Annotated in this window: 17 protein-coding genes and 1 tRNA gene; 8 read left to right on the top strand and 10 right to left on the bottom strand. The window is 62.8% G+C overall.

All coding sequences use genetic code 11. From position 1 onward, the window contains the following. Nucleotides 1–42 precede the first annotated feature (42 nt). Both ON00_RS16940 and ON00_RS21250 read left to right on the top strand, forming a co-directional pair. The gene (locus ON00_RS16940) at nucleotides 43–2,349 is read left to right on the top strand and encodes a TonB-dependent receptor (protein ID WP_010407861.1); all 2,307 of its coding nucleotides are present in this window, start codon (nucleotides 43–45) and stop codon (nucleotides 2,347–2,349) included. Then, entirely contained in the window at nucleotides 2,349–3,044 is a 696-nt protein-coding gene (locus tag ON00_RS21250) for a phosphatase PAP2 family protein (protein WP_010407864.1), read from the top strand. The genes ON00_RS16940 and ON00_RS21250 overlap by 1 nt, the downstream gene beginning before the upstream one ends. Here ON00_RS21250 and ON00_RS16950 read toward each other — a convergent pair. Together ON00_RS16950 and ON00_RS16955 are read right to left on the bottom strand one after the other, a co-directional pair. Next, nucleotides 3,041–4,375 (bottom strand): sensor histidine kinase, encoded by a 1,335-nt coding sequence (locus ON00_RS16950; RefSeq protein WP_010407872.1) that lies wholly within the window; start codon nucleotides 4,373–4,375, stop codon nucleotides 3,041–3,043. The genes ON00_RS21250 and ON00_RS16950 overlap by 4 nt on opposite strands. Next, nucleotides 4,368–5,045, bottom strand: a complete 678-nt coding sequence (locus ON00_RS16955; protein ID WP_010407875.1) for a response regulator transcription factor — start codon at nucleotides 5,043–5,045, stop codon at nucleotides 4,368–4,370. Before ON00_RS16955 ends, ON00_RS16950 begins: the two co-directional genes overlap by 8 nt. Before the next feature lie 304 nt (nucleotides 5,046–5,349). On the opposite strand from ON00_RS16955, the gene ON00_RS16960 reads away from it, so the two are divergent. Further along, nucleotides 5,350–8,154, top strand: a complete 2,805-nt coding sequence (locus tag ON00_RS16960) for a TonB-dependent receptor (RefSeq protein WP_029623036.1) — start codon at nucleotides 5,350–5,352, stop codon at nucleotides 8,152–8,154. A 51-nt stretch (nucleotides 8,155–8,205) separates the two neighbouring features. On the opposite strand, the gene bamA is transcribed toward ON00_RS16960, so the two are convergent. Beyond that, complete coding sequence (bamA, locus tag ON00_RS16965) at nucleotides 8,206–10,788, bottom strand: outer membrane protein assembly factor BamA (protein ID WP_010407881.1); 2,583 nt, start codon at nucleotides 10,786–10,788, stop codon at nucleotides 8,206–8,208. A 244-nt stretch (nucleotides 10,789–11,032) separates the two neighbouring features. Here bamA and ON00_RS16970 point away from each other — a divergent pair, with 244 nt between their 5' ends. Continuing rightward, nucleotides 11,033–11,356, top strand: coding sequence for a hypothetical protein (locus ON00_RS16970; protein WP_010407883.1), 324 nt, complete (start codon nucleotides 11,033–11,035; stop codon nucleotides 11,354–11,356). 79 nt (nucleotides 11,357–11,435) lie between these two features. Here the strand turns inward: ON00_RS16970 and ON00_RS16975 are convergent, their stop codons facing one another. Together ON00_RS16975 and ON00_RS16980 are read right to left on the bottom strand one after the other, a co-directional pair. After that, nucleotides 11,436–12,785: an ATP-binding protein gene (locus ON00_RS16975; RefSeq protein ID WP_010407886.1), complete on the bottom strand. Its 1,350-nt coding sequence runs from the start codon at nucleotides 12,783–12,785 to the stop codon at nucleotides 11,436–11,438. Continuing rightward, complete coding sequence (locus tag ON00_RS16980) at nucleotides 12,782–13,501, bottom strand: response regulator (RefSeq protein WP_211207140.1); 720 nt, start codon at nucleotides 13,499–13,501, stop codon at nucleotides 12,782–12,784. Before ON00_RS16980 ends, ON00_RS16975 begins: the two co-directional genes overlap by 4 nt. Before the next feature lie 186 nt (nucleotides 13,502–13,687). On the opposite strand from ON00_RS16980, the gene ON00_RS16985 reads away from it, so the two are divergent. After that, nucleotides 13,688–14,467 (top strand): response regulator, encoded by a 780-nt coding sequence (locus ON00_RS16985; RefSeq protein ID WP_010407892.1) that lies wholly within the window; start codon nucleotides 13,688–13,690, stop codon nucleotides 14,465–14,467. A 52-nt stretch (nucleotides 14,468–14,519) separates the two neighbouring features. On the opposite strand, the gene ON00_RS16990 is transcribed toward ON00_RS16985, so the two are convergent. Further along, nucleotides 14,520–17,078 (bottom strand): TonB-dependent receptor, encoded by a 2,559-nt coding sequence (locus ON00_RS16990; RefSeq protein WP_245535595.1) that lies wholly within the window; start codon nucleotides 17,076–17,078, stop codon nucleotides 14,520–14,522. A 346-nt stretch (nucleotides 17,079–17,424) separates the two neighbouring features. Between ON00_RS16990 and ON00_RS16995 the strand changes: the two genes are divergently transcribed. Together ON00_RS16995 and ON00_RS17000 are read left to right on the top strand one after the other, a co-directional pair. Further along, nucleotides 17,425–18,228: a MerR family transcriptional regulator gene (locus ON00_RS16995; protein ID WP_010407898.1), complete on the top strand. Its 804-nt coding sequence runs from the start codon at nucleotides 17,425–17,427 to the stop codon at nucleotides 18,226–18,228. Between the two features lie 257 nt (nucleotides 18,229–18,485). Continuing rightward, nucleotides 18,486–19,757, top strand: coding sequence for a DUF1963 domain-containing protein (locus ON00_RS17000; RefSeq protein ID WP_010407901.1), 1,272 nt, complete (start codon nucleotides 18,486–18,488; stop codon nucleotides 19,755–19,757). A gap of 312 nt (nucleotides 19,758–20,069) precedes the next feature. Here the strand turns inward: ON00_RS17000 and ON00_RS17005 are convergent, their stop codons facing one another. Then, complete coding sequence (locus ON00_RS17005; protein ID WP_010407907.1) at nucleotides 20,070–22,904, bottom strand: TonB-dependent receptor; 2,835 nt, start codon at nucleotides 22,902–22,904, stop codon at nucleotides 20,070–20,072. An 83-nt stretch (nucleotides 22,905–22,987) separates the two neighbouring features. Continuing rightward, nucleotides 22,988–23,064, bottom strand: a tRNA-Arg gene (locus tag ON00_RS17010). A gap of 82 nt (nucleotides 23,065–23,146) precedes the next feature. Here ON00_RS17010 and ON00_RS17015 point away from each other — a divergent pair. Continuing rightward, complete coding sequence (locus ON00_RS17015; RefSeq protein ID WP_010407909.1) at nucleotides 23,147–23,875, top strand: queuosine precursor transporter; 729 nt, start codon at nucleotides 23,147–23,149, stop codon at nucleotides 23,873–23,875. A 144-nt stretch (nucleotides 23,876–24,019) separates the two neighbouring features. On the opposite strand, the gene purQ is transcribed toward ON00_RS17015, so the two are convergent. Both purQ and purS read right to left on the bottom strand, forming a co-directional pair. After that, entirely contained in the window at nucleotides 24,020–24,691 is a 672-nt protein-coding gene (gene purQ, locus ON00_RS17020) for a phosphoribosylformylglycinamidine synthase subunit PurQ (protein WP_010407912.1), read from the bottom strand. After that, nucleotides 24,688–24,918 (bottom strand): phosphoribosylformylglycinamidine synthase subunit PurS, encoded by a 231-nt coding sequence (gene purS / locus ON00_RS17025; RefSeq protein WP_010407914.1) that lies wholly within the window; start codon nucleotides 24,916–24,918, stop codon nucleotides 24,688–24,690. Before purS ends, purQ begins: the two co-directional genes overlap by 4 nt. Nucleotides 24,919–24,981 lie beyond the last annotated feature (63 nt).

Genomic DNA, 24,981 nt, shown 5'->3' on the forward strand with positions numbered 1-24,981 from the left:
CGATCCCACCGGGACGGACACCGAGTTGGGGAAAACAAAATCATGTCGATTCGCACCGAGGCGCGTTCGCGTCTGCTCGGCGTAAGCGCCTTTGCGCTTGTCGCTTCGTTTTGCGCCACCGCCGCTGCGGCCGAAACCGCGCCTGCCGCCGCGACCGAGCAAAAGACCGAACCCGCCGCGAAGACCGACATCGCCGAGGGCTCCGACATTGTCGTCACCGCGACCAAGGCCAACGAACTCGCGCCGGTTACGGCGTCGCTGAAGACGACGCAGCCGCAAGCGATTGTGTCGCGCTCGTTCATCGAGGATTCGCTGCCAGCGACGGTCGATTTCAACCAGATCGCGCTGATCACGCCAAGCGTGTCCAACTATGGCGGCAACAATGGTATCGGCCTGTCCGAATCCAAGGCGCAGATCCGCGGTTTTCAGGACGGCGAATATAACATCACCTATGATGGCGTGCCGTTTGGCGACACCAACGACCCGACGCACCATTCGACCACCTTCTTCCCGTCGAACACGATCGAGACGCTCATCGTCGATCGTGGTCCGGGCAACGCCAGCAATCTTGGCCAAGCGACGTTTGGCGGCACCTTCAACTTGTTCAGCCGCGCCACGCGCGATGACTTTGGCGGCCAGATCGTCGGCAGCTATGGCAGCTTCAACACCTATCTGGCGCGTGGCCTGTTGCAGACCGGCACCTTTGCCAATGGCGCGCAGGCGGTGTTCAGCGGTCAGTACGTCCATAGCGACGGTCGCACGAGCTATTCCAAGTACCAGAATTACAATCTGTTCGGCAAAGTCGTCGTTCCGGTTGGCCCGGACGTGAAGCTGACCTTCATCGCAACCTATAACAAGAACCGCTTCAACCAGGCCGACAGTGACGGTTCGACACTGTATCAGCAATCTCTGTACGGAAAATATTTCGGGCTGAACAACGACCCGAAGACGTCGCAATATTATGGGTACAACCATACCGACAAGACGACCGATTTCGAAATCATCAAACTGGAAGCGAACCTTGCGCCGGGCGCGGTGTTCGAAAACCGTGCCTATACCTATTATTATGATAACGAGACGCTCTCGGCGAACGATGTGACCACGCTGCCGGGCGCAGCGTACACGACGACGGGTGCCGATGGCAAAGCGATTGCGGGCGACATTCCGGGCTATACCAAGACCAACAAATACCGCGTGTTCGGGGATATCGCCAAGGTGCGGATCGACCTTGCGTCGTTTGCGACGATCACGGCAGGCGCTTGGCTCGAATTCAGCCATACCTATCGTCAGCAGACCGATGTCGATCTGACGACGGGCGGCTTCAACTATATCGAGAAAGTCGTAAAAGCCCCGGCGACGGGGCTGAATCCCGGGGCGTTGACCCCGCAATATATCAAGTTCGACCAGAAGTCGCGCGGCAACCATACCGAGGAATTCGTCGAGCTCGAGTTGCGCCCGATCGAAGGGCTGAAAATTACACCCGGCTTCAAGCACGTTGATTTCGGTCGCAAGATCGACGCGCTGTACAATCAGACGACGCGCTATGCGCAGCGTAATGCCAATAACTACAGTGCTGATCTTCCGTTCGTGACGATCAATTATCAGCCGACCAGCAATTTTTCGATCTACGGCCAATATGCCAAGGGCTTCCTCGCCCCGCCGCTGAGCCAGCTGTACGTCGCCAACACAACCTTCTCAAACGCGGTGCCGCAGAAATCGACCAACTATCAGGCGGGCGCGGTGTATCACGGCAGTCATCTGTCGCTTGACGCCGATGTCTATGTCATCAACTTCACCAACAAATTCTACAGCTACACCGACACGTCCGGCCAAGGGCTCGGCACGATCTTCACCAACATCGGCGGCGCGTTGTACAAGGGTGTCGAGGGGCAGGTGACCTATGCCTTTGGTAACGGTCTGGCCGTGTTTGCCAACGCCTCGCGCAACTATGCCAAGACCAATGTCTATACCGATCCGGTGACGGGCAAGGTCGTCCCGCGCACGATCATCGGCAAGGCTCCGATGTCGACGGCGGCTGGCGGTATCCTTTACAAGAACGGGCCGATCAAATTCTCGCTGACCGACAAATGGACCGGGCCGCAATATGCGGATTTGGCCAATACCTATCGCATTTCGCCCTACAACACGGTCAATCTGGCGACGAGCTATGATTTCGGGCGGATCCGGGTCGGAGTTGACGTCACCGACCTGCTCAATTCGCAAAAGGTGACGCAGATCGGGACGGGCAAGAACACCGCTGGCATCGGTGTCGTCAGCACATCCAATTTCGACCAATATTATTACCAGCCCGGTCGTGCGATCACCGGCCAGATGACGTTGACCTTCTGATGAAGCGGGCCCTTCTCGCCGCCGTGGCGCTCTGCGTTGCGGCGGCTCCCGCGCCGAAGGTGGCACCGTTGCTCGATGCGCGGGATCTCGACCCCGCGCTCGTCCTGCCGCCGCCGCCAGCGGCGGGTAGCGTGCAGGCACTGGCCGAACTCGCCGAATTGCGCGCGGCGGGCGCGGCGCGCACTGCGGCGGACGAAGCCGATGCGCGGCTGGAAGGCGAAACCAAGAATGCGACGATCTTCGCGGGCGTGCTCGGGCCCCAATTCGATCTCGACCGGCTGCCTGCAACCGCCGCGCTGCTGGCGCAAGTGCGCGCCAGCGAAAAGGCGGCGGTCGACCGCGGCAAGGATCATTTCAAGCGCGCGCGGCCCTATATCGTCGATCCCGCGCTGAAGAGCTGCAAGCGCAATGACGATCCGCTGTCGAGCTATCCCAGCGGCCACACCTCGATGGCGTTTTCGATGGGCGAAACGCTCGCGCGGCTGGTGCCCGAAAAGGCGGACGCGCTATTGGCGCGCGCCGCGCGCTATGGCCAAAGCCGGATCGTGTGCGAACAGCATTTCCGTAGCGACGTGAGCGCTGGGCAAATGCTCGGGCTGCTCATCGCCGAACGCTTGCTGGCGAAACCAGAGTTTCGCAGCGCATTCGATGCGGCGCGGCGCGAATTGGTCGCCGCTGGGGTCGCGCAGAATTAGGCTGCGTCCACGCGCGGGATGCGGAGTGTCACGCGCAGGCCAGGCCTATTGTCGTCCACCGCGATGGTGCCGCCATGCGCGGCGGTTACGGCCGCGACCAAGCTGAGGCCAAGCCCGTTGCCGGGGGTGGTGCGGCTGGCCTCGCCGCGCGCGAAACGCTGGAGGATGCGGGCATGGTCGCCCGGCGGCACGCCCGGCCCGGCATCGGCAACTGACACCGTTGCTACGTGCGCGTCGGCCTCCAACGATACGGCAACCGGCGTGCCGGGCGGGGTGTGCAACAGGGCGTTGTCGAGCAGGTTGATCAGCGCTTGCGCGATCAATTCGCGGTCGCCCAGCACCGTGATGCCGGGCGCGACCGACCAGCCAAGCGTGCGCCCGCTATCGGCAAAGGCCGGTGCATAGCTTTCGGCGATTTCCGTCACCACCAGCGTCATATCGGTGGCGACGAAGCTGCGGGCCAGCGCGCCGCCTTCGACCTCGGCGATGCGCAGCAGCGCGGCGAACAGCGCCAGCACCGCATCGCCTTGTTCGATCGCGCGTTCTGCGGCGCCCGGGACCTGGCCGACTTGCTCAAGCTGGTTGCGCAGGCGCAGCAACGGCGTGCGCAGATCATGCGCCACGTCGCTCGAGACCTGGCGCAGATTGTCCATCAATTGCCCGATCCGGTCGAGCATGGTGTTGAGCGCGGATCCTACCGCATCGAATTCGTCGCGGCGGTCGGAGAGTGGCACGCGCTGCGCCATGTCGCCCGCCATGATCGCGCGCGCGACGCCGCTAATGCCATCGAGCCGCCGTTGGAGATAGCCGCCGAGCAGCAAGGCACCGAACACGCTGAGGCCGATCACCAGGACGAACGCCCCGCCAAAGATCAGCACGATGGTCTGGTCGATTCCTTCCAAGCTCTCGCTGTCACGCGCGACGACCAGACGAAGACCGCGGGTCAGATCGGTGGCATAAGCGCGCGCGTGATCGGCCCCCTCGACCGGATCGACAAACACGATGTCCTGCAGTCCAACCGGCGGCTTTCGAGTGTTCAGGCCGCCGCCGACGCGGTGCCCGGTGCGATCGAACAGTGCATAGCCATAGGCGTTGATGGTGTTGCTGCCTTCGCGCCTGGCGATGGCGTGCCGAATTTCGGGCAAGTCGCCTTCGTTATATTCATGCGCAAGGGCGCTCGCCTCGTCGACCAAGGCGGCATCCTGCTGGCGACGAAATTGCGCGTCTGCGGCAATGTAGATCGCCACGCCCAGGAGCAGGATGGCGAGGGTGAAGGCCGCCGAATAGGTGAAGGCAATGCGGTATGCCGCGCTTGCCCTCGGCTTACGCATCGGTTCGGATCCGGTAGCCGGAGCCGCGGATCGTCTCGATCGGATCGTCGCTAAACCCCTCGCGCAGCTTCGTGCGCAGCCGGCTGAGGTGGCTTTCGACGATGTTGGTTTGCGGGTCGAAATGAAAACCCCATACGTTCTCAAGGAACATCGTGCGCGTCACCACACGCCCGGCTTGGCGCATGAGTTGTTCGAGCAAGGCGAATTCGCGCGGTTGCAAATGGACTGGCTTGCCGCACCGCGTCACCTCGCGCCGCAGCAGATCGAGCGCGATCTCGCCAATCTCGATCCGGGTGGTTTGCTCGGGGCCGGGCACGCGCCGTGCGAGTGCGTTCAGCCGCGCGGCGAGTTCGACAAAGGCGAAGGGCTTGACCAGATAATCGTCGGCCCCGGCATCGAGCCCATCGACGCGGTCGGCAATGCCGCCCAGCGCGGTCAGCACCAAGACCGGGACGCGGTTGGGGACCGCGCGCAGCTGGCGCAGCACCTCCAGCCCGTCCAAGCCCGGTAACATCCGGTCCAGGATCACGGCATCGAAGGTGGCATCGCTCGCCGCCTGTAGCGCCAGGGGCCCGGTTGCGACGTGCGTCACCTGGTGGCCGAGCGCAGTCAGCCCTTCGGCGATGAAGCGCGCTGTCTCGGTATCGTCTTCGGCGAGCAGAATATGCATGCGGGCTCTTTAATACGAAGCTGCGGACAAAGCGCTTGCGAAATCCCAATCTTCGTTACCACGCACTCCGCTTGCGAGGGCTTTTCCTTTGCGAAATATAAACAATACATATTGCGATGAAACGCCGCGTAACAATACTAAAAAGTCTAAAATACATCGTAATAAAGAGTAGTTTTGGCGTGACAGAAATATGACGGCTTGCTTTGGCTGGTCCTTTTTTATTGATGTAGCAATGCGATTCAGAGGACGTTCGTGACATCCGAAGTTTCATTCGGAGTTCAACACGAGCTTTTTGGATTTGCCCATGCGCATCACCCTCGTTGCAAGACTTCTTTCTACCACCTTGGCGGTTATCACGCCCACGTTCGCCCACGCGCAAACCACGCCTTCGGATAAGACGGCGAGTGCGGATCAGCCCGGCGCTGCCGACGCCCCGGTCGACATTGTCGTCACCGGCTCGCGCATCGGACGGCCGGAACTGCAGCAGGCATCGCCGATCTCGGTCATTTCCAGCCAGGAGATCGCACTGAGCGGGCAGATCAACGTCGAAAACATCCTGAAGGACCTGCCGCAACTTGTGCCGAGCACCACGGGTGCCTCCAACAATCCGGGCGGCGGGGTCAGCACGGCCGATTTGCGCGGGTTGGGCCCGACGCGCACGCTCGTGCTCGTCAATGGGCGGCGCTATATTTCCTACGACGCCAAGCAGATCGTCGATCTCAATACCGTCCCGACAGGGCTGATCGAGCGGGTTGATCTCGTCACCGGCGGGCGCTCCGCAGTCTATGGGTCGGATGCGGTTGCGGGCGTGGTCAATTTCATCCTCAAGCAAGACTTTTCGGGCGTCCAGGCCAATGCCAATTACCGGCTTACCGGCCAGGGCGATGGCGGAACGGCCGACGTCAACCTGCTCGTCGGCCACAATTTCGATGGCGGGCGCGGCAATGTGACGCTGTATGGCGATTACACCAAGCGTAACGGAATTTTGCAGGGCGATCGCAGCTACTCCAGCCAGACGCTGGTGGACAATGGGACCAGTCTGGCGGCGGGGGGCTCCGGCTCGATCCCGGGGACGCGTTTCGCGATTGGCGGCGTCAGCCGCAAATTCGACACCGACGGCAGCTATTCGAGCTATAGCTCCAAGACCGACGCCTATAATTACGCGCCGTCCAATTATCTGCAGGTGCCGCAGGAGCGGTATCTGTTCAGCGGCCAGGCGCATTATGACGTGAGCGACCACCTGACGCTCTATGCCGAGGGTCAGTACATCCATAACAAGGTGAAGAACCAGCTTGCGCCAACGCCGTTCACCGGCGCGGTGCAGATCGACAATGACTCGTCGTTCCTCTCATCCTCATCGCAGGCGCTGCTAAAGGCGGCGGATACCGATGGCGACGGCTATACCACCGCGACCATCTATCGCCGCATGACCGAGGTCGGTGCCCGCATCTCGAGCGATGACAACACCGCCTATCGCGGCGTGTTCGGTGCCAAGGGGGAGATTACCGGCGATTGGAAATATGACGCCTATTTCAGCTATTCGCACACCCGCCAGGTGGAAACGCAGACCGGCAACGTATCGCGCAAGCGCGTGCTGCAGGCGCTGAAGACCACCTATGATTCGTCGGGCAATCTGGTCTGCTCCGACACCAGCAACGGCTGCGTGCCGCTCAACATCTATGGTGCGGGCAATATCAGCAGTGCGGCCGCGGCCTTCATCTCGATCGATACGCGCAACGTCGCCGAAATCACCGAGAAGGTGGCGAGCGCGGCGATCACCAACGACAATCTATTCGACCTTGGCGCTGGCCCGGCAGGGATCGCGATCGGCACCGAATATCGCGACGAATATGGCAGCTACAATCCCGATGCAGCGCTGGCGTCGGGGGATGTGGTCGGGTTCAACGGCAGCCAGGGGTTGTCGGGCGGCTATAACGTCAAAGAGCTATACGGTGAAATCGAAGTGCCGTTGCTCGCGGACAAGCCGTTCATCCACAGCCTGGTTGCCAATGGCGCGTATCGCTATTCTTATTATTCCACCGCAGCCAAATCGGTGAGCACCTTCTCGGGCGGTCTCGTCTGGTCGCCGATCCGCGATATCAGCCTGCGCGGGCAGTTTTCGCGCGCAGTGCGGGCACCGACTGTCTCCAATCTCTACAGCGGTACCTCCCAGGATTTCCCGACCGCAACCGACCCATGCACGCTGAAAGCAGCGATCGAGAATGCCAATCTCAAGGCAAGCTGCCTGGCGACGGGGGTTGGGGCCAGCGCGCTAGGGACGGATTTCAACAACGGATCGCAGATCGACTCGGTCACCGGCGGCAACAGCAATCTGCGCGAGGAAACGGCCAATACCTATACGGTCGGCGCGGTGCTGCAGCCACGCTTCCTCAAGCGCTTCTCGCTGACCGTCGATTATTATCGCATCAACATCGCGAACTATATTTCCACCCCGGGCACGGCGAACATCATCACGGCTTGTTACGGCAATGCGGCCAACGGCTATGTCGCGTATAACAGCTCATATTGTTCGCTGCTGCCGCGTGATGCCAACAGCTATGCGATTACGGGTGCGGTCAACCTGCTCGCCAATACCGGCGGCGCGAAAACGCGCGGGATCGATTTCGAGGCGCGCTATTCGGTGCCGCTCAAGATCGGCGCGGAGAATAGCAGCCTGTCGTTCCGCGTGAGCGGCACGCGTCTGCTGGCGTTCGACATCAATCCGGTGGCGTCGCTGCCCGATCTCAATGTCAGCTGTGCGGGCAAATTCGGCGTCAATTGCGGCGACCCTTATGCCAAGTGGCGCCTGTCGGCGCGCACGACGCTGACCACGGGGCCGGTGACGTTCTCGATGCTCTATCGCTATCTGTCGCCGGTGGATGATGACTCGGGCGGCTACACGGTCGATCACATCAAGGCGTATCATTATCTCGACACGACGCTGTCGTTTGACGTGATGAAGAAGTTCACCTGGACGCTGGGCGTGAACAACCTGTTCGATCGCCAGCCGCCGATCCTGGGCGATAATCAGCAGCAGGCCAACACCTATCCGTCGACCTATGACCCCTATGGTCGGGCGTTCTTCAGCGGCGTGTCGCTGAAGTTCTGAGGCAACGGACCGGAGCGCCTGGGACGGGCGCTCCGGTTTGGCATGGCGGCCCTAGAATTGGCCGCCGACATTGAAGGTGAGGAGCTTGGTGTCGTCGCCGCTTTGCTTGAGCAGCGCCTTGGCAAGATCGATGCGGAGCGGGCCGAATGGCGAGTTCCAGTTGACGCCAATGCCGATCGAAACGCGCGGCTTGGGGCTGTTGCCGGCATAGCTCTCGCGATAGGCGCTCAGCGCATAGGTATAGGGCGTGCCGGTGTTGGTGGTGGTCGTGTTGCCGCTCGAATCGAGGTACAGCAACGCGCCGCTGCTATTGGTATATTGTCGGGTCGAGGTGGTGCAGGCGACCCCTGCGATGATCGCTGCCGCGCAGCTATCAGCTAGCGTCGGGGTCTTTACGCCCCCGAACACCGCGCCGATATCGGCATAGATGGACGGACGCAGGCCCATTTCCCGCATCCCCGCGCCAAGCGGCAGTTCGAGCTCCAGCCGACCGCGATAATAGGTATCGCCGCCGAGCGCCTCGGAGGTGTTGTTGCTGGCTGCGGTCAGCGTCGCCGGGACGGTCGAGGTGTCATAATATTGGCGGATCACGCGCGGGCCGACGCCGCGAACGTCGAAGCCGCGCAATTGCGGGTCGCCCAGGAAGAAGCGGTCGGTCAGCCGCACATCCTGGCCGATGCCCATGATATGCCCGCCTTCGGCTTGCGCGTTGAGCACGAAGCCCGAGCCCAGCCCCCAATATTTCGCCGCCACGATGGTCGACCGCAGATAGCGCGTATCGCCGCCCACCCCGGCAAAATCCTGGCTGATCGAGAGGCGCGAACCCTTGGTCGGGTGGAGGCGGTTGTTAAGGCTGTCGAAAATGAACGAATAGCCGATGGACGAGGTCCAGCGATTGCCGATCGCGTCGCAGAGATAAGAACCCGCCAGCGCGACGTCGCAGGTGCCGTTGGTGTAATAGGTCGCCTGGTCGAGCGACACTTGCTCATAGGTAAGGCCATAGCGAGCCGACGCCGTCCAATATTCGTTGAGCGGGAGCCCTGCGCGGATCTGAAACCCGGTCGATACCTGCTTGTACGTGGTCGTCGTGCTGTCGCCGATCGTGTTGTACGATCGGTAGTCGCGCCGGAAGATGTCACCGCCGAGCGCGATGTTGGTGTTGAAAAGATACGGTTCGGTAAAGCCCAGTTCGACCGATTTGGAATAGGTCGAGTAACTGACGCTCGCGCGCAATTCCTGGCCTTTGCCGCGAAAATTGCGTTGCGTGATCGAGGCCTGGATGATGAATTTCTCAAGGCTCGAATAGCCCGCCGACAACGACAGTTCGCCGGTGGATTTTTCCTGCAGGTCGGCGGTCAACACGACGCGATCGGGCGCGGAGCCCTCGGTCTGTTTGATCTCGAACTTGTCCTGGAAATAGCCGAGCGAATTGATCCGATCCTGCGAGCGCTTCACCTGAAAATTGCTGAACGCGTCGCCTTCGGCCAGCCGGATTTCGCGCCGGATGATCTTGTCCTGCGTCTGGGTGTTGCCGTTGATGTCGATGCGTTCGACAAAGGTGCGCTTGGCCTCGGCGATGTGGAAATTGATCCCCATCGTCAGCGTGTCCTTGTCACGCTGGAAATCGGGATTGACGTCGGCAAAGGCGTAACCGAGCGCGCCGGCGGCGGCGCTGAGCGAGTCTACCGCGGATTCGACGCGCTTGGCGTTATACCATTCGCCTTTGTTGATGTTGAGGTTGGCGGCGACACGCTTATTGTCGAAGTCGCGAATGTCGCTGTCGACGGTAACATCTCCGAATTTGTAGCGTTTGCCCTCCTCGACGACATAGGTGATGATGAAGTCCTTCTTATCCGGCGTCAGCTCGGCCACGGCGGAGATCACCTTGAAGTCGGCATAGCCCTCGGTCAGGTAAAATTGCCGCAGCTTCTGCTGGTCATAGGCAAGCCGGTCCTGATCGTAGCTGGTGTTGGAACTCAGCATGGTTTTGAGGCGGGCCGCCTTCGTGGCCATCTGTTCGCGCAGCTTGCTGTCGGGGAAGACGGTATTGCCGAGGATGTTGATCTGGCGGACCTGCGATTTTGGCCCTTCGCTGATTTCGAAGACGAGGTCGACGCGGTTCTGGTCGAGCGACACCATCTTGGGCTCGATCACGGCGGCGAAGCGGCCCTGGCGACGGTAGAGCTCGACGATCCGCGCGACATCCTGCCGCACGGCGGTGCGGGTGAAGATCTGGCGTGGGGCGAGTTTTACCTCCTTGGAGATTTTCTCCTCTTTCAGCCGCTTATTGCCCTCGAACAGGACGCGGTTGATGATCGGGTTCTCGCGCACCCGCAGCACGATTGCGCCGGTTTCGGCACCGCTGATCGAGACGTCGGCGAACAGGTCGCTGGCGTAGAGGTCCTTGATCGCCTGATCGAGCGTTTCGTTGCTGAACGCCTGGCCGACGCGCAGCTTGGTGTAGGACAGCACGGTTTCCGCCTCGAGCCGCTGTGCCCCCTCGACCTGAAGCGAGGCGATCGTGCGCGCTATCGCAGCGGGGTGTGGCGGTGGCGGCGTTTGGAGGGGGGGCGGCGTAACAGCGACGCCGGCGGAAGCGAAAACGATCGGGCCAACGCCCAACACAAACAACATCAGTGCATCTCCAACCAGCGGCGGGGCTAGGCAGGGGATGTGTCCGGTGGATGTTCGGATTTTGCCGACACGCGCGCCGATGCGTCGGGCGCAAAACATACGGTCGTGCGGGGGCGATCGGCGCGTTTTGCCGGGCGGCGTGTGTCAGGGCCGCCACGTGCGGGACATTTGATGGACATTTGGGGAGCGCACCAGACCGTTGCGCGCTGTCCCCATCCGGCGCGCATGTAGTGAAAGGCTTGCCATGTTTGTTGCCATCAAGAGTCCGCTCGTTCCGCCGCCGCAGCTCCCCGAGCAGCCCCCTTATATCGACAACCCGTTTGCGCCCGAGATTTTCGCGACCGGCTATTCGGGGCTGGCCAATCTCAATGGCGTGATCGTGCTGACGCTGGAAAGCGCGCGCTGCGACCATAGTCGTCCGCAGCCCGCGCTGGAGCGCGTCGTCGTCGGGCGCGTCGCCTTGACCACGACGGCGGCGCTGGAACTTGTCACCGGGCTCAACCAGTTCCTGGAGCAGCAAGGGTTCAGCCCGTCCAAAGTGCTGGCCGACGGGGCGACGTTCCAATGATGCTGCGCGCAATGTTGTTCGTCGCGCAGCATTGGTGGCGGTTTCTGCGCTGAACCCCGGCGTCGCGCGGAACAGGTGCTCAGACCGGCAGCGTCACCCGCGCGAGCAGCCCGCCGGTCGGTCGGTTTTCGATCTTGGCCTCGCCGCCATGCGCACGGGCCACCGCGCGCACGCTGGCGAGGCCCAAGCCGGTGCCGCCGGTGTCGCGATTGCGCGATCGTTCGGCGCGGAAGAACGGCTCGAACGCACGGACAAGGTCCGACGGCACCATGCCAGGCCCATTGTCGCTGACTTCGATGATCGCGACATCGCGCTCGCGGCGTAGCGCTATCTGTGCGCTACCGCCATAATGCACGGCATTGGTCACGAGATTGGTGAGCAGCGCCTTGAGCGACGGGGCGTCGCCCTCCATGCTGATCGCCGGCCCCGGCAGGAGCGTAACGTCGCCGCCGCGATCGGCCGCGTCGGTCGCGACACTTTCGGCCAGCGAGCGCAAATCGAGCCGCTGGCGGCGGACGTGGCGGGTCATTTCGCGGACAAAGGCCATTGCCGCGCCGATCCGCTCGCTCATTTCGCGAATATCGTCTTCGCCTGCGAGGCGGATCGCGTCGGGGGCCTTTTCCAGGCGCAGCGCCAGCCGCATCAGCGGGGTGCGCAGATCGTGCGCCACCGCAGCGATCAACGTCGTGCGATCCTCGACATAGCGGTTGAGGCGTTCCTGCATCTGGTTGAAGCTCGCCGCCGCTTCGGCGATTTCGGATGGGCCCGACAAGGTGAGCGGTGCGGCACGGGGATCGCGACCGAGCCGATCGGCGGCCGCCGCGAACAGCGCGATCGGCTTGGCGATCCGGCGCGACATCGCCCAGGCCAGCGGGGCAATGCCGACCGCTGCCAGCACAAACCACAGGACGAAGCGCATGCGCCATGGGCTCAGCATGCGGTCGGTCGGCGTGATCACATGCCAACGACCATCGGGCTGCTGAACATAAACCCTGAAATCGCCGAACAAAGCGTCATCCATCGCGCGGTGGCGTCGACGCTCGTCTGCCATGCCCATCGGCGGGGGCGGGTGAAACGCACCGATGATGGTCGGCCCCATCCGTTGATCGGATTGCACGACGACTGCCGTTTCGGGAAGGTGCAGATCGGTCGCGATCAGGTGGCCCAGCGCGAGATCGCGGGCGTCGTGACTCGGTCCGGGTGGCGTGCCGGTCTCCTCAATCGCCAGGCGCTTGGTCGGATCACGACCGGATTGCGCGACCATAGCGAGGCGGCTGGTCGTATAGATGACGGGCGCGGGCGGCGGCATCAGCAGAAACGCCCCGAAATTGAGCAACTGGACGAGGATCACCGTCCCCAGCATCAAGCTGAAGATGCGCAGGAACAGCGGCCAGGAGCGCCGCAGATCGACGGTTCGGTCGGCGGTCATGTGCGGGTCACGCTGGGGACGAAATAATAGCCTTCGTTGCGGATGGTACGGATGATCTCGTCGTCGCGCGCCCGCAATTTGCGGCGCAGGCGGCTGACCTGCACGTCGATCGCACGATCATAGGCCTCGCTGTCGGGGCCGCGCGCATCCTCCAGCAGCGCATCGCGCGTCAGCACCCGGCGCGGGCGACGGACGAAGGCACGCAGCACCGAAAATTCGCCGTCGGTCAAATCGACCAGCATGCCGCTGCCGTCGATCAACTCGCGCGCCGCGAAATCGACGCGCCAATCGAGGAAACGATAGTGGCGCGGTTCTTCGGCGGCACCGTCGCGCGCACGCAGCGCCGCGCGCACGGTCGCCAGCACTTCGCGCGCGCTGCACGGTTTGGTGAGGTAATGGCTGGCCCCGATTTCGAGGCCAAGGATCCGGTCCGGTTCATCGCCGAGCGCGCTGAGAAACACGATCGGCGGCCCACCGCGCAGGGCGATGCGGCGGCAGGCGGAAATGCCGTCCTCCCCGGGCATCATGATATCGAGCAGGATGAGCGCAATGGGGTGACGGGCCAGCGCCATGTCCATTTCCTGCGCGCTGGCTGCGGTTTCCACGCGATAGCCGTGCTGGCCGAGGCTTTCGGTCAACAAGCTGCGAATGGCATGGTCGTCATCGACGATCAGCAAGGTTGGCGCGTCGGACGGAGGCGGGGTGGCCGGGGTCATCGCGCGGCGGTGCGACTGCGATGTGTCCGGGATATGTCCGTCAGGGCATGTTCGGGCGGGCGGATGCGCAGCGGCCTCGCTTTGTAACATGGGGGACATGGCCGGAAACAGGGCGGAAAAGAACGCAGCCCATGCGCGGGGCGCAGTTCGTCGCCGCAGCGTGTTCCCTTTCGGAGTTTCTCGACCATGACAGTTAGCGCCAATACTGCAATCTCCAGCACAAGCGGAGCCCGAATCGTCATCGTCGATGACGATCCCGGCGTGCGCGAGCTGCTCACCGAATTTCTCGTCGAAAACGGCTTCGGGGCCGAGGCCGTCGCCAATGGTGCTGCCCTGCGCGACCGGTTGGAGCGGCGCGAATGCGACCTGATCGTGCTCGACATCATGATGCCGGGCGAGGACGGGCTCTCGATCCTGCGCTCGCTGATGCACGATGCCGACGGGCCCGGGATCATCATGCTGTCCGCCATTTCGAGCGAGATCGACCGGATCGTCGCGCTCGAGATGGGGGCCGACGATTATGTCCTGAAACCCTCGACACCGCGCGAGATCATGGCGCGCATTCGCTCGGTCTTGCGCCGTCGTGCGGGGACGGCGGCACGGGGCGGGGCGATCAGTGTCGGTCATGCAGCCCCCGCGCCGACCGATTGTTTCGCATTCGCCGGCTGGACGTTCGATTCGCGCCGCCGCAAACTCACGGCACCGGGCGGCGCGATCGTCGCTGTGACCGAAACCGAATATCGCATGCTCGCCATCTTTCTGCGCGATCCGCAAGTCGTCCACTCCCGCGAAAATCTCGCGGATCTGACCGGGCGGGATAATCCCCATTGCAACGACCGCACGATCGACGTCCATGTCAGCCGCTTGCGGCGCAAGCTGTCGGTCAATGGCGGCGACGAGATCATCCGCACGGTGCGCAATCGGGGGTATTTGTTTCTGCCGCGCGTGGAGGCGCGGGTGGCCTGAACCGAGGCGGAAACGGGGCGGACCGCACGGTGCGATCCGCCCCGCCGCTGCATCAGAAGCCGAAGTGGATCGAGGCCACGAAGGTGCGCGGCGACCCGAAGGTGTAGCGCGTTGTGCTCGTGGAGTCGGTGCCAGTCGTCAGATTGCTGAAATAGCGCTCGTTGAACAGATTGGCGACGTTGAGCTGGAAATAGGTCTGCGGCAGCCCAAGCTGTTTCAGCCCGATCCGCGTGTCGAGATCGACCGTGGTGTAGCCGGGTGCGATCACGTCGTTGACGTCGGTCGCATAGCGGCGGCCGACATGCTTGACCTGCAGCCCGATCGCGATCGGATCGAAGTCGACTTGCATGCGACCACCATATTGCCATTTCGGCGTCTCGACGACGAACTTGCCGGCGGTGTTGGCGGTGACGAGACCGGTGGTCGGGTTGATGACATCGCTTTGCAACCGCGCATCGATGAACGAGCCAAAGCCGTAGACCGACAGATGCTGCACGGGGGCGATGCCGATGCTGGCATCCACGCCCTTGCTCTTCACCGCGCCGACGTTGCGGTCGGTGGTCAGCGTGCCGCCACCCTCCAGCTCGGTCGTGGTCGAGATGATGCGATTGTCGTAATAGGTGTACCAGCCGGCCACCTGCGCCTGGATCAAGGCGGTGGTGTAGCGCAGGCCGAGGTCGACCGTGTCGGTCTTTTCGGGCTTCACCGCACCGGTCGGTTTGATCTTCACATCGTCAAAGGCATAGAGGTTGTCGGTGCGCGGTGCCGAGAAACCCTTGGAGTAGCTGGCAAAGGTGCTGAGGTGCGGGGTGATCGCATAGGTCAGGCCGACATTGGGCAGGACGGCATTATAGGTCTTCACCCGGTTGTTGTATGGCAGGCCATAGGTCGCCGTGGTCGCATTGGCGGCCACCTGTGCCGCGGTCTGTGACGTGCAATAAGCGTCGCTGGTGCTGCCGGGGATGGTGTAGCAATAATTGGTAAGGTTGCGGCGGAAGAACGGCGCACGCACGCCCAGCGCGACCTTCAGCTTCTCGTTCAGGAACGATCCGCGATACTCCCCCGAAAGCTGGTGCAGGATCGCATAGGACAAGCGGTTGCGCTTCTGCAGCACGTTGCCGGCGGCATCGACCACAGCATAATCGCTCACGCCGTCGATCGCGCTGAACACATTATAGGGCTGGCCGGTCGCATCGAGCAGGCTCATTTCGCCAGTCTGGCGATGGCGCGCGCGGTCCCACGTATAGGCGAAGCGCACCGCATTGTCGGCGTCGAACTCGTAGCGCAAATTGGCAATCGCGGTGAAGCGCTGCGTCCGCGTGTTCGAGGGCGAATAGACCCGCACATAATCCAGCGTGTCGCCATCGCCGTTAATGTCGACCCCGCTGGCCGTGCCCGCACCCAGGCGCTGGAACTGATAGCTGTAGACGCCCGACGCCGCCGCAGTTCCGGCAGCGTTGGTGGCATTGGCGTTGCTTTCGGCCAGCACCGAAGACCCGCCGCCATTGGCGCGCGTGAAGCTATAGGCACCGTCGAAGGTCAGCGTGAGCTTGCGGGTCAGCGTGATGCGCGAGTTGAGCCGCACGTTGCCGGTGTTGGACGGGTTGATCGCGGTCGCGGCCACGTTCGAGCAGGCCGATTTGTCGCTTTGGCTGGTGCCGTTGACGCCGCTTGCCGAGGGGAGTGAGCAACTCGCATCGTAGAGGAAGGCGGAGGAGGTGTTGTTATACAGCGCGTCATACTGGCTCTTGCTCAGCGACAGCGTGTAGGGGGTGGCTGTGCCGATCGTCGACGGCACCACCGACGTGCCCAGTACCGAGCGGATATTGGCCAGCGACGGGTTGCTGTACGAGCTGTTGCGATTCTCGTTATAATGGCCGGCGATCGAGATGAAGTCGCCATTGCTGCCGAGCGGCTGATACAGTTTCCCGTTGAACTGCTTTTTGTCGAGGCTGCCATAGCCGCGATACTGGTCGTAGCTTTCCTTGCTCGCCGAGAACCACGCCTTGGTGCCGAACGCGGTGAACACGCCCGTGTTGAACAGGCCGAACACGCGGTTCATGTCATAAGTGCCGTGCGAATAGATTGCGGTCGCACCCATTGTGTCGGTGGGGGTGAGCGAGCGGTAATTGACCGTGCCGCCCGATGCGCTCGCGGTCGGCGAATCCACGTCGGTCGTGCCGAAATTGACGTTGACCTGCTCGATCAGCTCGGGGTCGAGCTGCTGGTTGGAATAGATCGCATAATTGCCCGAATCGTTGAGCGGGATACCGTCGAAGGTCAGCGACACGCGCGCGCCATCGAAGCCGCGAATACGAAGCTGCCCGCCCGATGCACCATAAGGATCGCTGTTGGTGAAATTGACGCCGGGGATCTGGTTGATCGTGTCGAGGATCGACTGGCCCGGAACGCGGTGCGCGATGAACTCCTGCGTCAGCACCGCTTTGGCCTTGGGCGTGTCGGGGATTTCGATGCCATTGATCCCGGTCGCGCGCTTGCCGCTGACAACGATATCGGTTTCGGCATCGATTGAGCCGGTCGACTGCGCCGACGCGAGCGTCGGCAAGCCAAGCGCCGCCACGGCGGCACTATACATAAGAGTTTTGCGCATTGTCTTCCCTCGTTGGACCATACAGGCGGGACCTTATTTGTGTCCGCTGCCAATAAATGGCGTGTAGGCCGCTTATGAAAGTTCGATGACAATGGCTATTGGTCTGATGAGTTGGCGCTATATTGCCGGTGTACGTTGGAATTTAGGCACGCATTATTTCAAAGTGTTTCAAATTTGATTGAATTTTGCAATGTATAGCGGATTTTTCGCGGCGACGCCGCAGGACGAGCGGCGGTTTGCGAGACAACAGCGATCTTGAAGCCGTTCGCGTCGCTGTGGCATTTTCCCCTTGCACCGGCCCCTGGGGCAGGCCCGATAGAGCGATTCGTTCGATGAAGGGCACACCGTGGCGCAAACCGAGCCGTATCTCCGTTCCGCAGAGGCCGCCCGCCGCTTTGGGGTGAGCGGCAAGGCCTTGCGGGTGTATGAGCGGTACGGCCTGGTGCGGGCGGAACGCACGGCGGCGGGCTGGCGGGTCTATGGCCCCGAGCAGATCCGACGTCTGCATCAGGTCATCGCGCTCAAGAGCTTCGGCTTTTCGCTCCGTCGCATTGCCGATCTCCTGTCGGGCGACCTTGCGGACCTGGCTGCGTTCCTGGAACTGCATGAACAGCTGTTGCGCCAGGAAGCCACGCGCGTGGCGGAGGCGCTCCGGTTGCTGTCGGCCGCGCGCGCCAAACTCGCCCACCAAGGGGGCCTTTCCTCGGACGAATTGATGGACCTTACCAAGGAAACCGCCATGACCGACCCACGCACCAACGATGTCAGCGCCGCCTATCAGGCGATCGCCGCCAAACACTTCTCTCCCGCCGATCAGGCGACATTGGACGCCAATGGCTATGGCGGCATGCACCAGCCCGATGCGGATTGGGGCACCTTGCACGAAGAGGCCACCCGGCTGATGACCATCGGCGACCCGCACTCCCCGCAAGCGATCGACCTCGCCCGGCGCTGGATGGGCAAGGTGTTTGAGGCGACGGGCGGCGATCCAGCGCTGACCCGCAAGATGAAAATGGTGGCGCGCGAAACGCATCAGCAACCCGCCTTCGCCGCGGCATCGCCATCAGCGAACGCCCTGATGGACTTCGTCGCACAAGCCTATGGTGCCGCCATCGCGGCGGGCGTTATGTCGAATCCTGCGGAGGGCTGATACCAGGCGCATCCGACACCCCTCTCCCGGGGGGAGCGGGATTGGGAGGTGGGGCAGCGAGCGGCGGGAATTGGTGGACAGCAGACCGGCTGCTTTCGGGGAAGGTGGGTGGCGATAGCCGACATTGGGCAGCTGCCGACGTTCCCAAAAAAGGATGGTTCAACGGGAACGCCGGCGAAACGGCGGAACATAAGGGAAAGGCTTAATCGATCTTCAACCGGGTGGATGTACGTTCGATCGGCAGGGAGAGATCGGGCATGTTCGGACGCAAGAAAAGTGCGGGCACAGGGGGCGAGGGCGGAAAATTCATCGCCGAGTTCCTTGGCTATCAGTCCGATACCGATCGGATGAAGGATGCCGCTCGCTCTAGCCAACGAAATATTGCAATTTTAAAGCCTCAAATTCCCATTGGGGTGGGGCCAATAGCCGGATGGTTCGGGGGCAATGCCGCCATGCCGCAAGGCACGGTCTGGCCTGAGGAGGGCGGACAGAAGCTACTATTCGTCGGGCAGATCGATCTTTCTGCGCTACCAAGAGATTTGTGGGGCGGCGTAGGTCCGAGGTTCGGATGGCTAGGCATATTCCTTTCGGAGAAGCACCCGCTAAAGCCGTCGATACTGCACTTCGATGGCCCTTTAGTTGAAGTGAAGGCCCCGATACCGAACGACGCCGATTGGACTCGTATTTTCGACTTTAAGGAACCAGCGACCTTCGCGCTTCCGAAATGGCCGCTAATTGTCGAAACCCGTTCGGGTAACGAACTGCATGACTCTGATGCGCCCCGAGCAACGGAATCGCCCGAACAGGGCACCTTGGTCGATCCCGCATATCATCCCTTTGATCGCCAAACCGTTTCACTGCTATGCACGGCACTCGAAGATGCGGTGACGCGTCTGGCGCGAGACATCGTGCGCTTCCCGGCCATGAAGAAACTGCGTCCTGCCGACGCTGCATGGTTCGAAGGGAAACGCGCCGAGGTGTTAGACACCTTTGTACGGTTTTTCGAAATTGAAGGGCGGATGCGCTCTGAAGGGAAAGTGGACCCGGCCTCGATAGCCAGCTTTATTGGCGAACTCGCCGACCTTAATGCCTATCGAAAAGAATATACCCGCACGGATGGTGACGGGAATGCTGAATTGATATTGGAAGAAACAAAGTTGCTTGATTGGCAGCCTAAAGGTTCCGATTTAAAACTTTGGTGGCTTCTTTACGAAGCCGGTCTCACAAATCATGCGATTAAGGCCTACACGTCGACGCCTACAGATTTGCCAACACCCCTCCGCGACCGCGTTGAAGCTAAATGGCGAAGCGAAACGCATGACGGCCTCGCTGCGATGGGCCACGCTCCTCTCGGGCACATTTACACTCCCCACGGACCCGAAAGCCCAAACGAGGTATTGCTGGAAATTCACACGAGTAAGATTGCCGGATTTATCTGGGGCGATTGCTACTCGCTTGTGCTGCTAATCGATCGCGAAGCACTTCGTTGTGGAGACTTTAGCAACGTGACTGTTGATATCACCAACTGAGTTGAGTGCCAGTCCGCCTTCCCACAATCGATGCTCTTTCGAGGGTGACGGCTGTGTGACAGCTATGATCCGGCGTTCTCAAAACCGAATGTCTGGCGGAAATATAGCCGCCTCGATCGCGCTGACCGACGCCTGCGGGTTTTGCTTTCCCAAAATCGTTCCCAATTGCTCTTTCCCGAAATGGCGAAGCGCGGACGGAGAAACGGGAAAGATTGCGCTTAACGAATGGTCATTATTTGGCGTCCAGATCGCCAGCCTGACCGTCCGGGTGTGGGGCGATGATCCTCGTATCGCGCCCCGCGCCACGCCCCCCTAAAACAGCCGGCGCAGCGACACGCTCAGCGTGCGGCCAAGCGGATCGAGCAGGTCGGGCTGGTACACCAAAGGCGTCGCGCCATTCGCATCGCGCACTCGCTGGCGCGCATCGAACACATTGCCGACCGCCAGCGTCACCCGCGTGCCGCGCGCCCAGGCCTGGCCGCAGAAGCGCTGTTCCAGATTGGCGAACACGCGCAGATCGAGCTTGGCGAGCGCGCCGAAGTGCAGCGATCCACTGCCGTCGGTCGCGGTGTCGACGGTGGTGGCGCTTTTCCACGATCCGCTCAGCCGAAACCCGATGCCATTGTCGACGATGCCGGCATCGACTTGCACCGTGTGGCGCGGCTGGCCGCCACTGCCGGTGGAGCCGCCATTGAGCAAATCGATCGTGCCGCCGCCATCGCGCAACACCAGCCGGTCGCGGAAGAACCAGCTGTGGAACGCCGACAGTTGCAGCCGCAGACTGTTGTCGCCACCGCCAAAACCACCCGGGCCGCCAGGGCCACCAGGGCCTCCCGGTCCACCGGGGCCACCAGGGCCTCCCGGTCCGCCGGGGGGCGGTCCCATGCCATCGGGGGGAGGGCCCATGCCGTCCGGCGGCGGGCCCATGCCATCTGGCGGGGGCGGGCGGTCGCCAAAGGGCGGCGGCCCGCCGAAATCCTCGCGTGGTGCGCGGTGGCCCTCGACGACGATGTCGTCGCCATCGGTCCCCGGCACCGCCTGGTCGGGCGTACCCCGGTCGGGGGTCGGCATGTTGCGCGGCGTGGTAGCGTGCGCAGCGGCACCCTCGGCAACGGCAGCACCGGGGTGCGGTGCCCCCGCGCCCCATGGCCGGAAATTGGCGGGCGGATGCCAGTTGGCGGGCGGCGTTGGCCGCTTGGCCGCGCGCAACACGCGTGAGAAGGTGAAGCCCGAGCGAATCTCCTGCCGCTCCTCGCGCGCGAAATTGACCGCGCGGTCATCGACCGAGATCAGCGTGCCCGAGGCATCGCGGACATAGCGGTCGGGAAACGCCGCCTCGACCGCCGCCGACAGCGTCGGCAAGCGGCCGATCGCATTGTCGGTGCGGCTGTTGAGATAATTGGCGCTCAGCGTCAGCTTGGTGCGCGTGCTCGCAAGGGCGGCATAGGACAAGGCGGCCTTGAACACGTGCCGGTCGTCGGCCGACAGCGTGGAGGATCCGCCGCTGATCTGGGTGACGGAAACGGTGCGACCGCTGCGATAGTCATAGACCAGCACGTTGGTGGTGGCGATGGTCGGCGCGTTCAATTGATCCAGCGTCGGCGCGACATGGTCTTCATTGACCGAGACGATGATGCTGATGCGTTTGTGCGGGGTCCAGTTGAGGCCATAGCCGAGCGTGCCGAGCGCGCCATAATCGGACAACCGCGTCGTGCCCACGTTCACGTTGGCGGACAGCGTGCCGATCGCCTCCAGGAAGTGCGTCTTGGTGCTGGTCAGCGGCACGTCCAGGCTGGCCTGCGCGTTGAATTCGGAGCGGCTGAAGGTGGTGGGGCTGGTCGCGGCGTCGCCGATCGTCTCGGAGGAGAGCGCGCTATACGCCCCGCCGATGCGCAGGGTGGTGCGCAGCGGCCCGGCGGGCAAGGTCGCGAGCTTGCCCATCGCGACGATGCTGGCGCTGCCGCTATCGGTGATCGCCACCGAATGCTGGCGCTGCAGGCTGCCGAGCGTGCTGGTGGAAAAGGCGCTGCCATTGGTCGCGATGCTCGGGTCGGCATCGATCGCGGCTTGCAACGCGCTGGTGGTATACCCCCGGTCGGTGGTGGTGCGGACGTCGCTATGGTCGTACGCGCCGATCGCCGAGAGTTGCCAGTCCTTGGCAACATCGGCGTTGAGCGTGACACCGCCATGCGCGCTCGCGGTCTCGCTATGCTGGCGCAAGGCCCGGTCGGTCAGCACGCGGCGGACCGTGGTCGCGTCCTCATCCTCCTGCCCGGGCACCGACAGCGTCGCGGTCGGCAGGCCGTTCAGCGAATCGCTGGTCTGGAAACTGCCGGTCGCGTTGAACGAGGCGGTGACGCTTTCCGAAAGGCGATGCGCCAGCGCGCTGTTCAGGCGGTAGCTGCGCGATGTCCCTTGCAGCGTGCGGTCGGCGGTATCGTCGACCACCGTGCCGCTGGCATCGGTCGCGGTGTTGGTGGATTTCACATTGCGCTGGCTTTGCAGCACTTGGCCGGTCGCTGTGGCGCTCGCCGCGATGTTGAAGCGGTCATTGTCGTGAATGCGGACATAGCCCAGCATGCCGGTGCCATTCTCGTCGCCGCCCGCAGCGGCCATGCCTGCGCTCGCATTGGCGATACGGGCGACGAAGCGGCGGCGCAGGATGATGTTCACCACCTTGCGCTGCGCGTCATAGCCATATTTCAGTGCGACTTCCTCGGGCAGGATATCGACCCGCAAAATCGCCTCGGTCGGCAAGTCGCCGACTTCGTTGACGCCCGAAATGCGCTTGCCGTTGACCAGCACGACCGGCGCGCTGCTGCTGTCGCGCCCCTGGTCGCTCTGCGTCTGGTCGGCCAGCGCATCGAGCAGTTCGCTGATCGTCGACACGCCGTACGCCGCGACATCGGCGGGGTTGAGGCGGTTCTCGGGCGGGATGTCGCCAATCACCGCACCCGGCAGCGCGCGTCCGGTAACGACGATGTCGTCGGTCGTGCTCGCCTGCCGGGCGGGCGCGGACGCCCCGCCCTTAGCGGGGGGCGCAGCGCCGGTGTCGGCATGCGCGAGCGAGGTCAGGCCGCAGCCAAGCAGTATTGTCGCCAGCGCGAGCGGGGTCTGGAGGGCGAGGCGGCGGGGTGTGGTGTGCATATGCCACGCCCGCTAGGATCGGTTTGTTTCGCATGGATTTCCGCACCGCCATGCAGGCAGAGCGCGGTGACCAATCGGCGGTATGGCGCGCCCGGAGGGAGTCGAACCCCCGACCGAGGAGGTAGAAGCTCCTTGCTCTATCCAACTGAGCTACGGGCGCGCACCGGATTCGCCTGTAGCGTGGATTGCGGCGCAGCGAAACGGCCTTCATAACTGCCGCGCGAGGGCAAAGGCGGATCCGCATGACGACACCACAGAGTATCAACGCGCGCGATCTGGGTGGACGGCAGTTCCGCTATTTCGATTTCGTGATGGTGGCGTTCGTCGTCATCCTGCTGCTGTCGAACGTGATCGGTGCGGAGAAGCGCTCGGTCATCAACCTTCCGTGGATCGGGCTGTGGCCGTTCGGCGCGGGCATCCTGTTCTTCCCCGTCTCCTATGTCATCGATGACGTGCTGACCGAAGTCTATGGCTATGCTCGGGCGCGGCGCGCGTTGTGGGCGGGGTTCGGTGCCTTGCTGTTCATGGCGGTGATGGAATGGACCGTGGTGCATTTGCCGGTCGCACAGGGCTGGAACGGGCAGGCCGCTTATGAACGCGTGTTCGGCGCTGGCTGGCGGATCATCCTGGCGTCGATCACCGCTTTCTGGGTGGGCGACCTGCTCAACTCCTTCGTGCTCGCCAAGATGAAGATCGCCACCGGCGGCAAATATCTGTGGACGCGCACGATCGGTAGCACGATCGTGGGGGAAGGGGCGGACAGCCTGATCTTCTACCCGATCGCCTTTTACGGGCTGGCCGATTGGCCGGTCGAGCAGATCGGCATGGTGATGCTCAGCCAGTTCGTGCTGAAAGTGTCATGGGAAGTGCTGCTGACGCCGGTGACCTACCTGGTGGTCAACGTTCTGAAGCGCAGCGAGGGCGTGGACGTTTACGACCGCGGGACGGACTTTTCACCGTTCCAGATTTAGGATCGATGCGGCCCCAGTCCTGAGAGGGTAAAGGCTTTCCCTTGAGCCGTTCGTTTCGAGCGTAGTCGAGAAACAGCCACAAGCGCCGTGCCAGTTTTTTCGACTTCGCTCGAAACGAACGGAAGCAGAGGCGTCGGTCCGTCGTTACGCCCCGACCAGCTCCAGCAAGCCTTCGAACATCCGCCGTCCGTCATTGCCGCCATGTGCCGCGGTTTCGATGCGGCGTTCGGGGTGTGGCATCAGGCCGAGCACATTGCCGGTTGCATTGAGCACGCCCGCAATGTTGCGCGCGGAGCCATTGACCGGCTCGGCATAACGGAACGCGACGCGGCCTTCGCCTTCCAGCCGGTCGAGCGTTTCGGCATCGGCCGAATAATTGCCGTCATGATGCGCGACGGGGATGATGATCTGCTCGCCCGCGCCATAGCGGCTGGTGAACACGCTTTGCGCATTATCGACGGTCAGCGCCACTTCGCGGCAGACGAAATCGAGCCCGGCATTGCGCATCAGCGCGCCCGGCAGCAACCCCGCCTCGGTCAACACCTGAAAGCCGTTGCAAATGCCGAGCACCGGCACGCCGCGCTCGGCCGCCGCCGTTACCGCGCGCATGATCGGCGAGCGTGCGCCGATCGCGCCCGACCGCAGATAATCGCCATAGGAAAAGCCGCCGGGCAGGGCGATCAGGCCGACGCCATCGGGCAGGTCGCTATCGGCATGCCACACCATCGTCGGCGCGACGCCGCTGACCTCGTGCAGCGCGGTCGCGATGTCGCGGTCGCAATTGGAGCCGGGAAAGACGATGACCGCGGTCTTCATACGCGTTCGATCCGATAGTTTTCGATGACGGTGTTGGCGAGCAATTCGCGGCACATCGCGTCGATCCGGTCGTCGCTGGTGTCGTCGGCAACGTCGAGTTCGATCAGCTTGCCCGCGCGCACATCGTTGACGCCGCCGAAGCCGAGGCCACCGAGAGCCTTGTGAATCGCGCGGCCCTGCGGATCGAGCACGCCGGGCTTCAGCGTGACGAAAATGCGGAGCTTCATGGGCATGTCCTGGCTGCTGGTCGTTAGCGCGGCACCCTATGGCCCTGTGCGCGCCGTGTCGCA

It is taken from the genome of Sphingomonas echinoides ATCC 14820, assembly GCF_000241465.1.
GTDB lineage: Bacteria > Pseudomonadota > Alphaproteobacteria > Sphingomonadales > Sphingomonadaceae > Sphingomonas > Sphingomonas echinoides.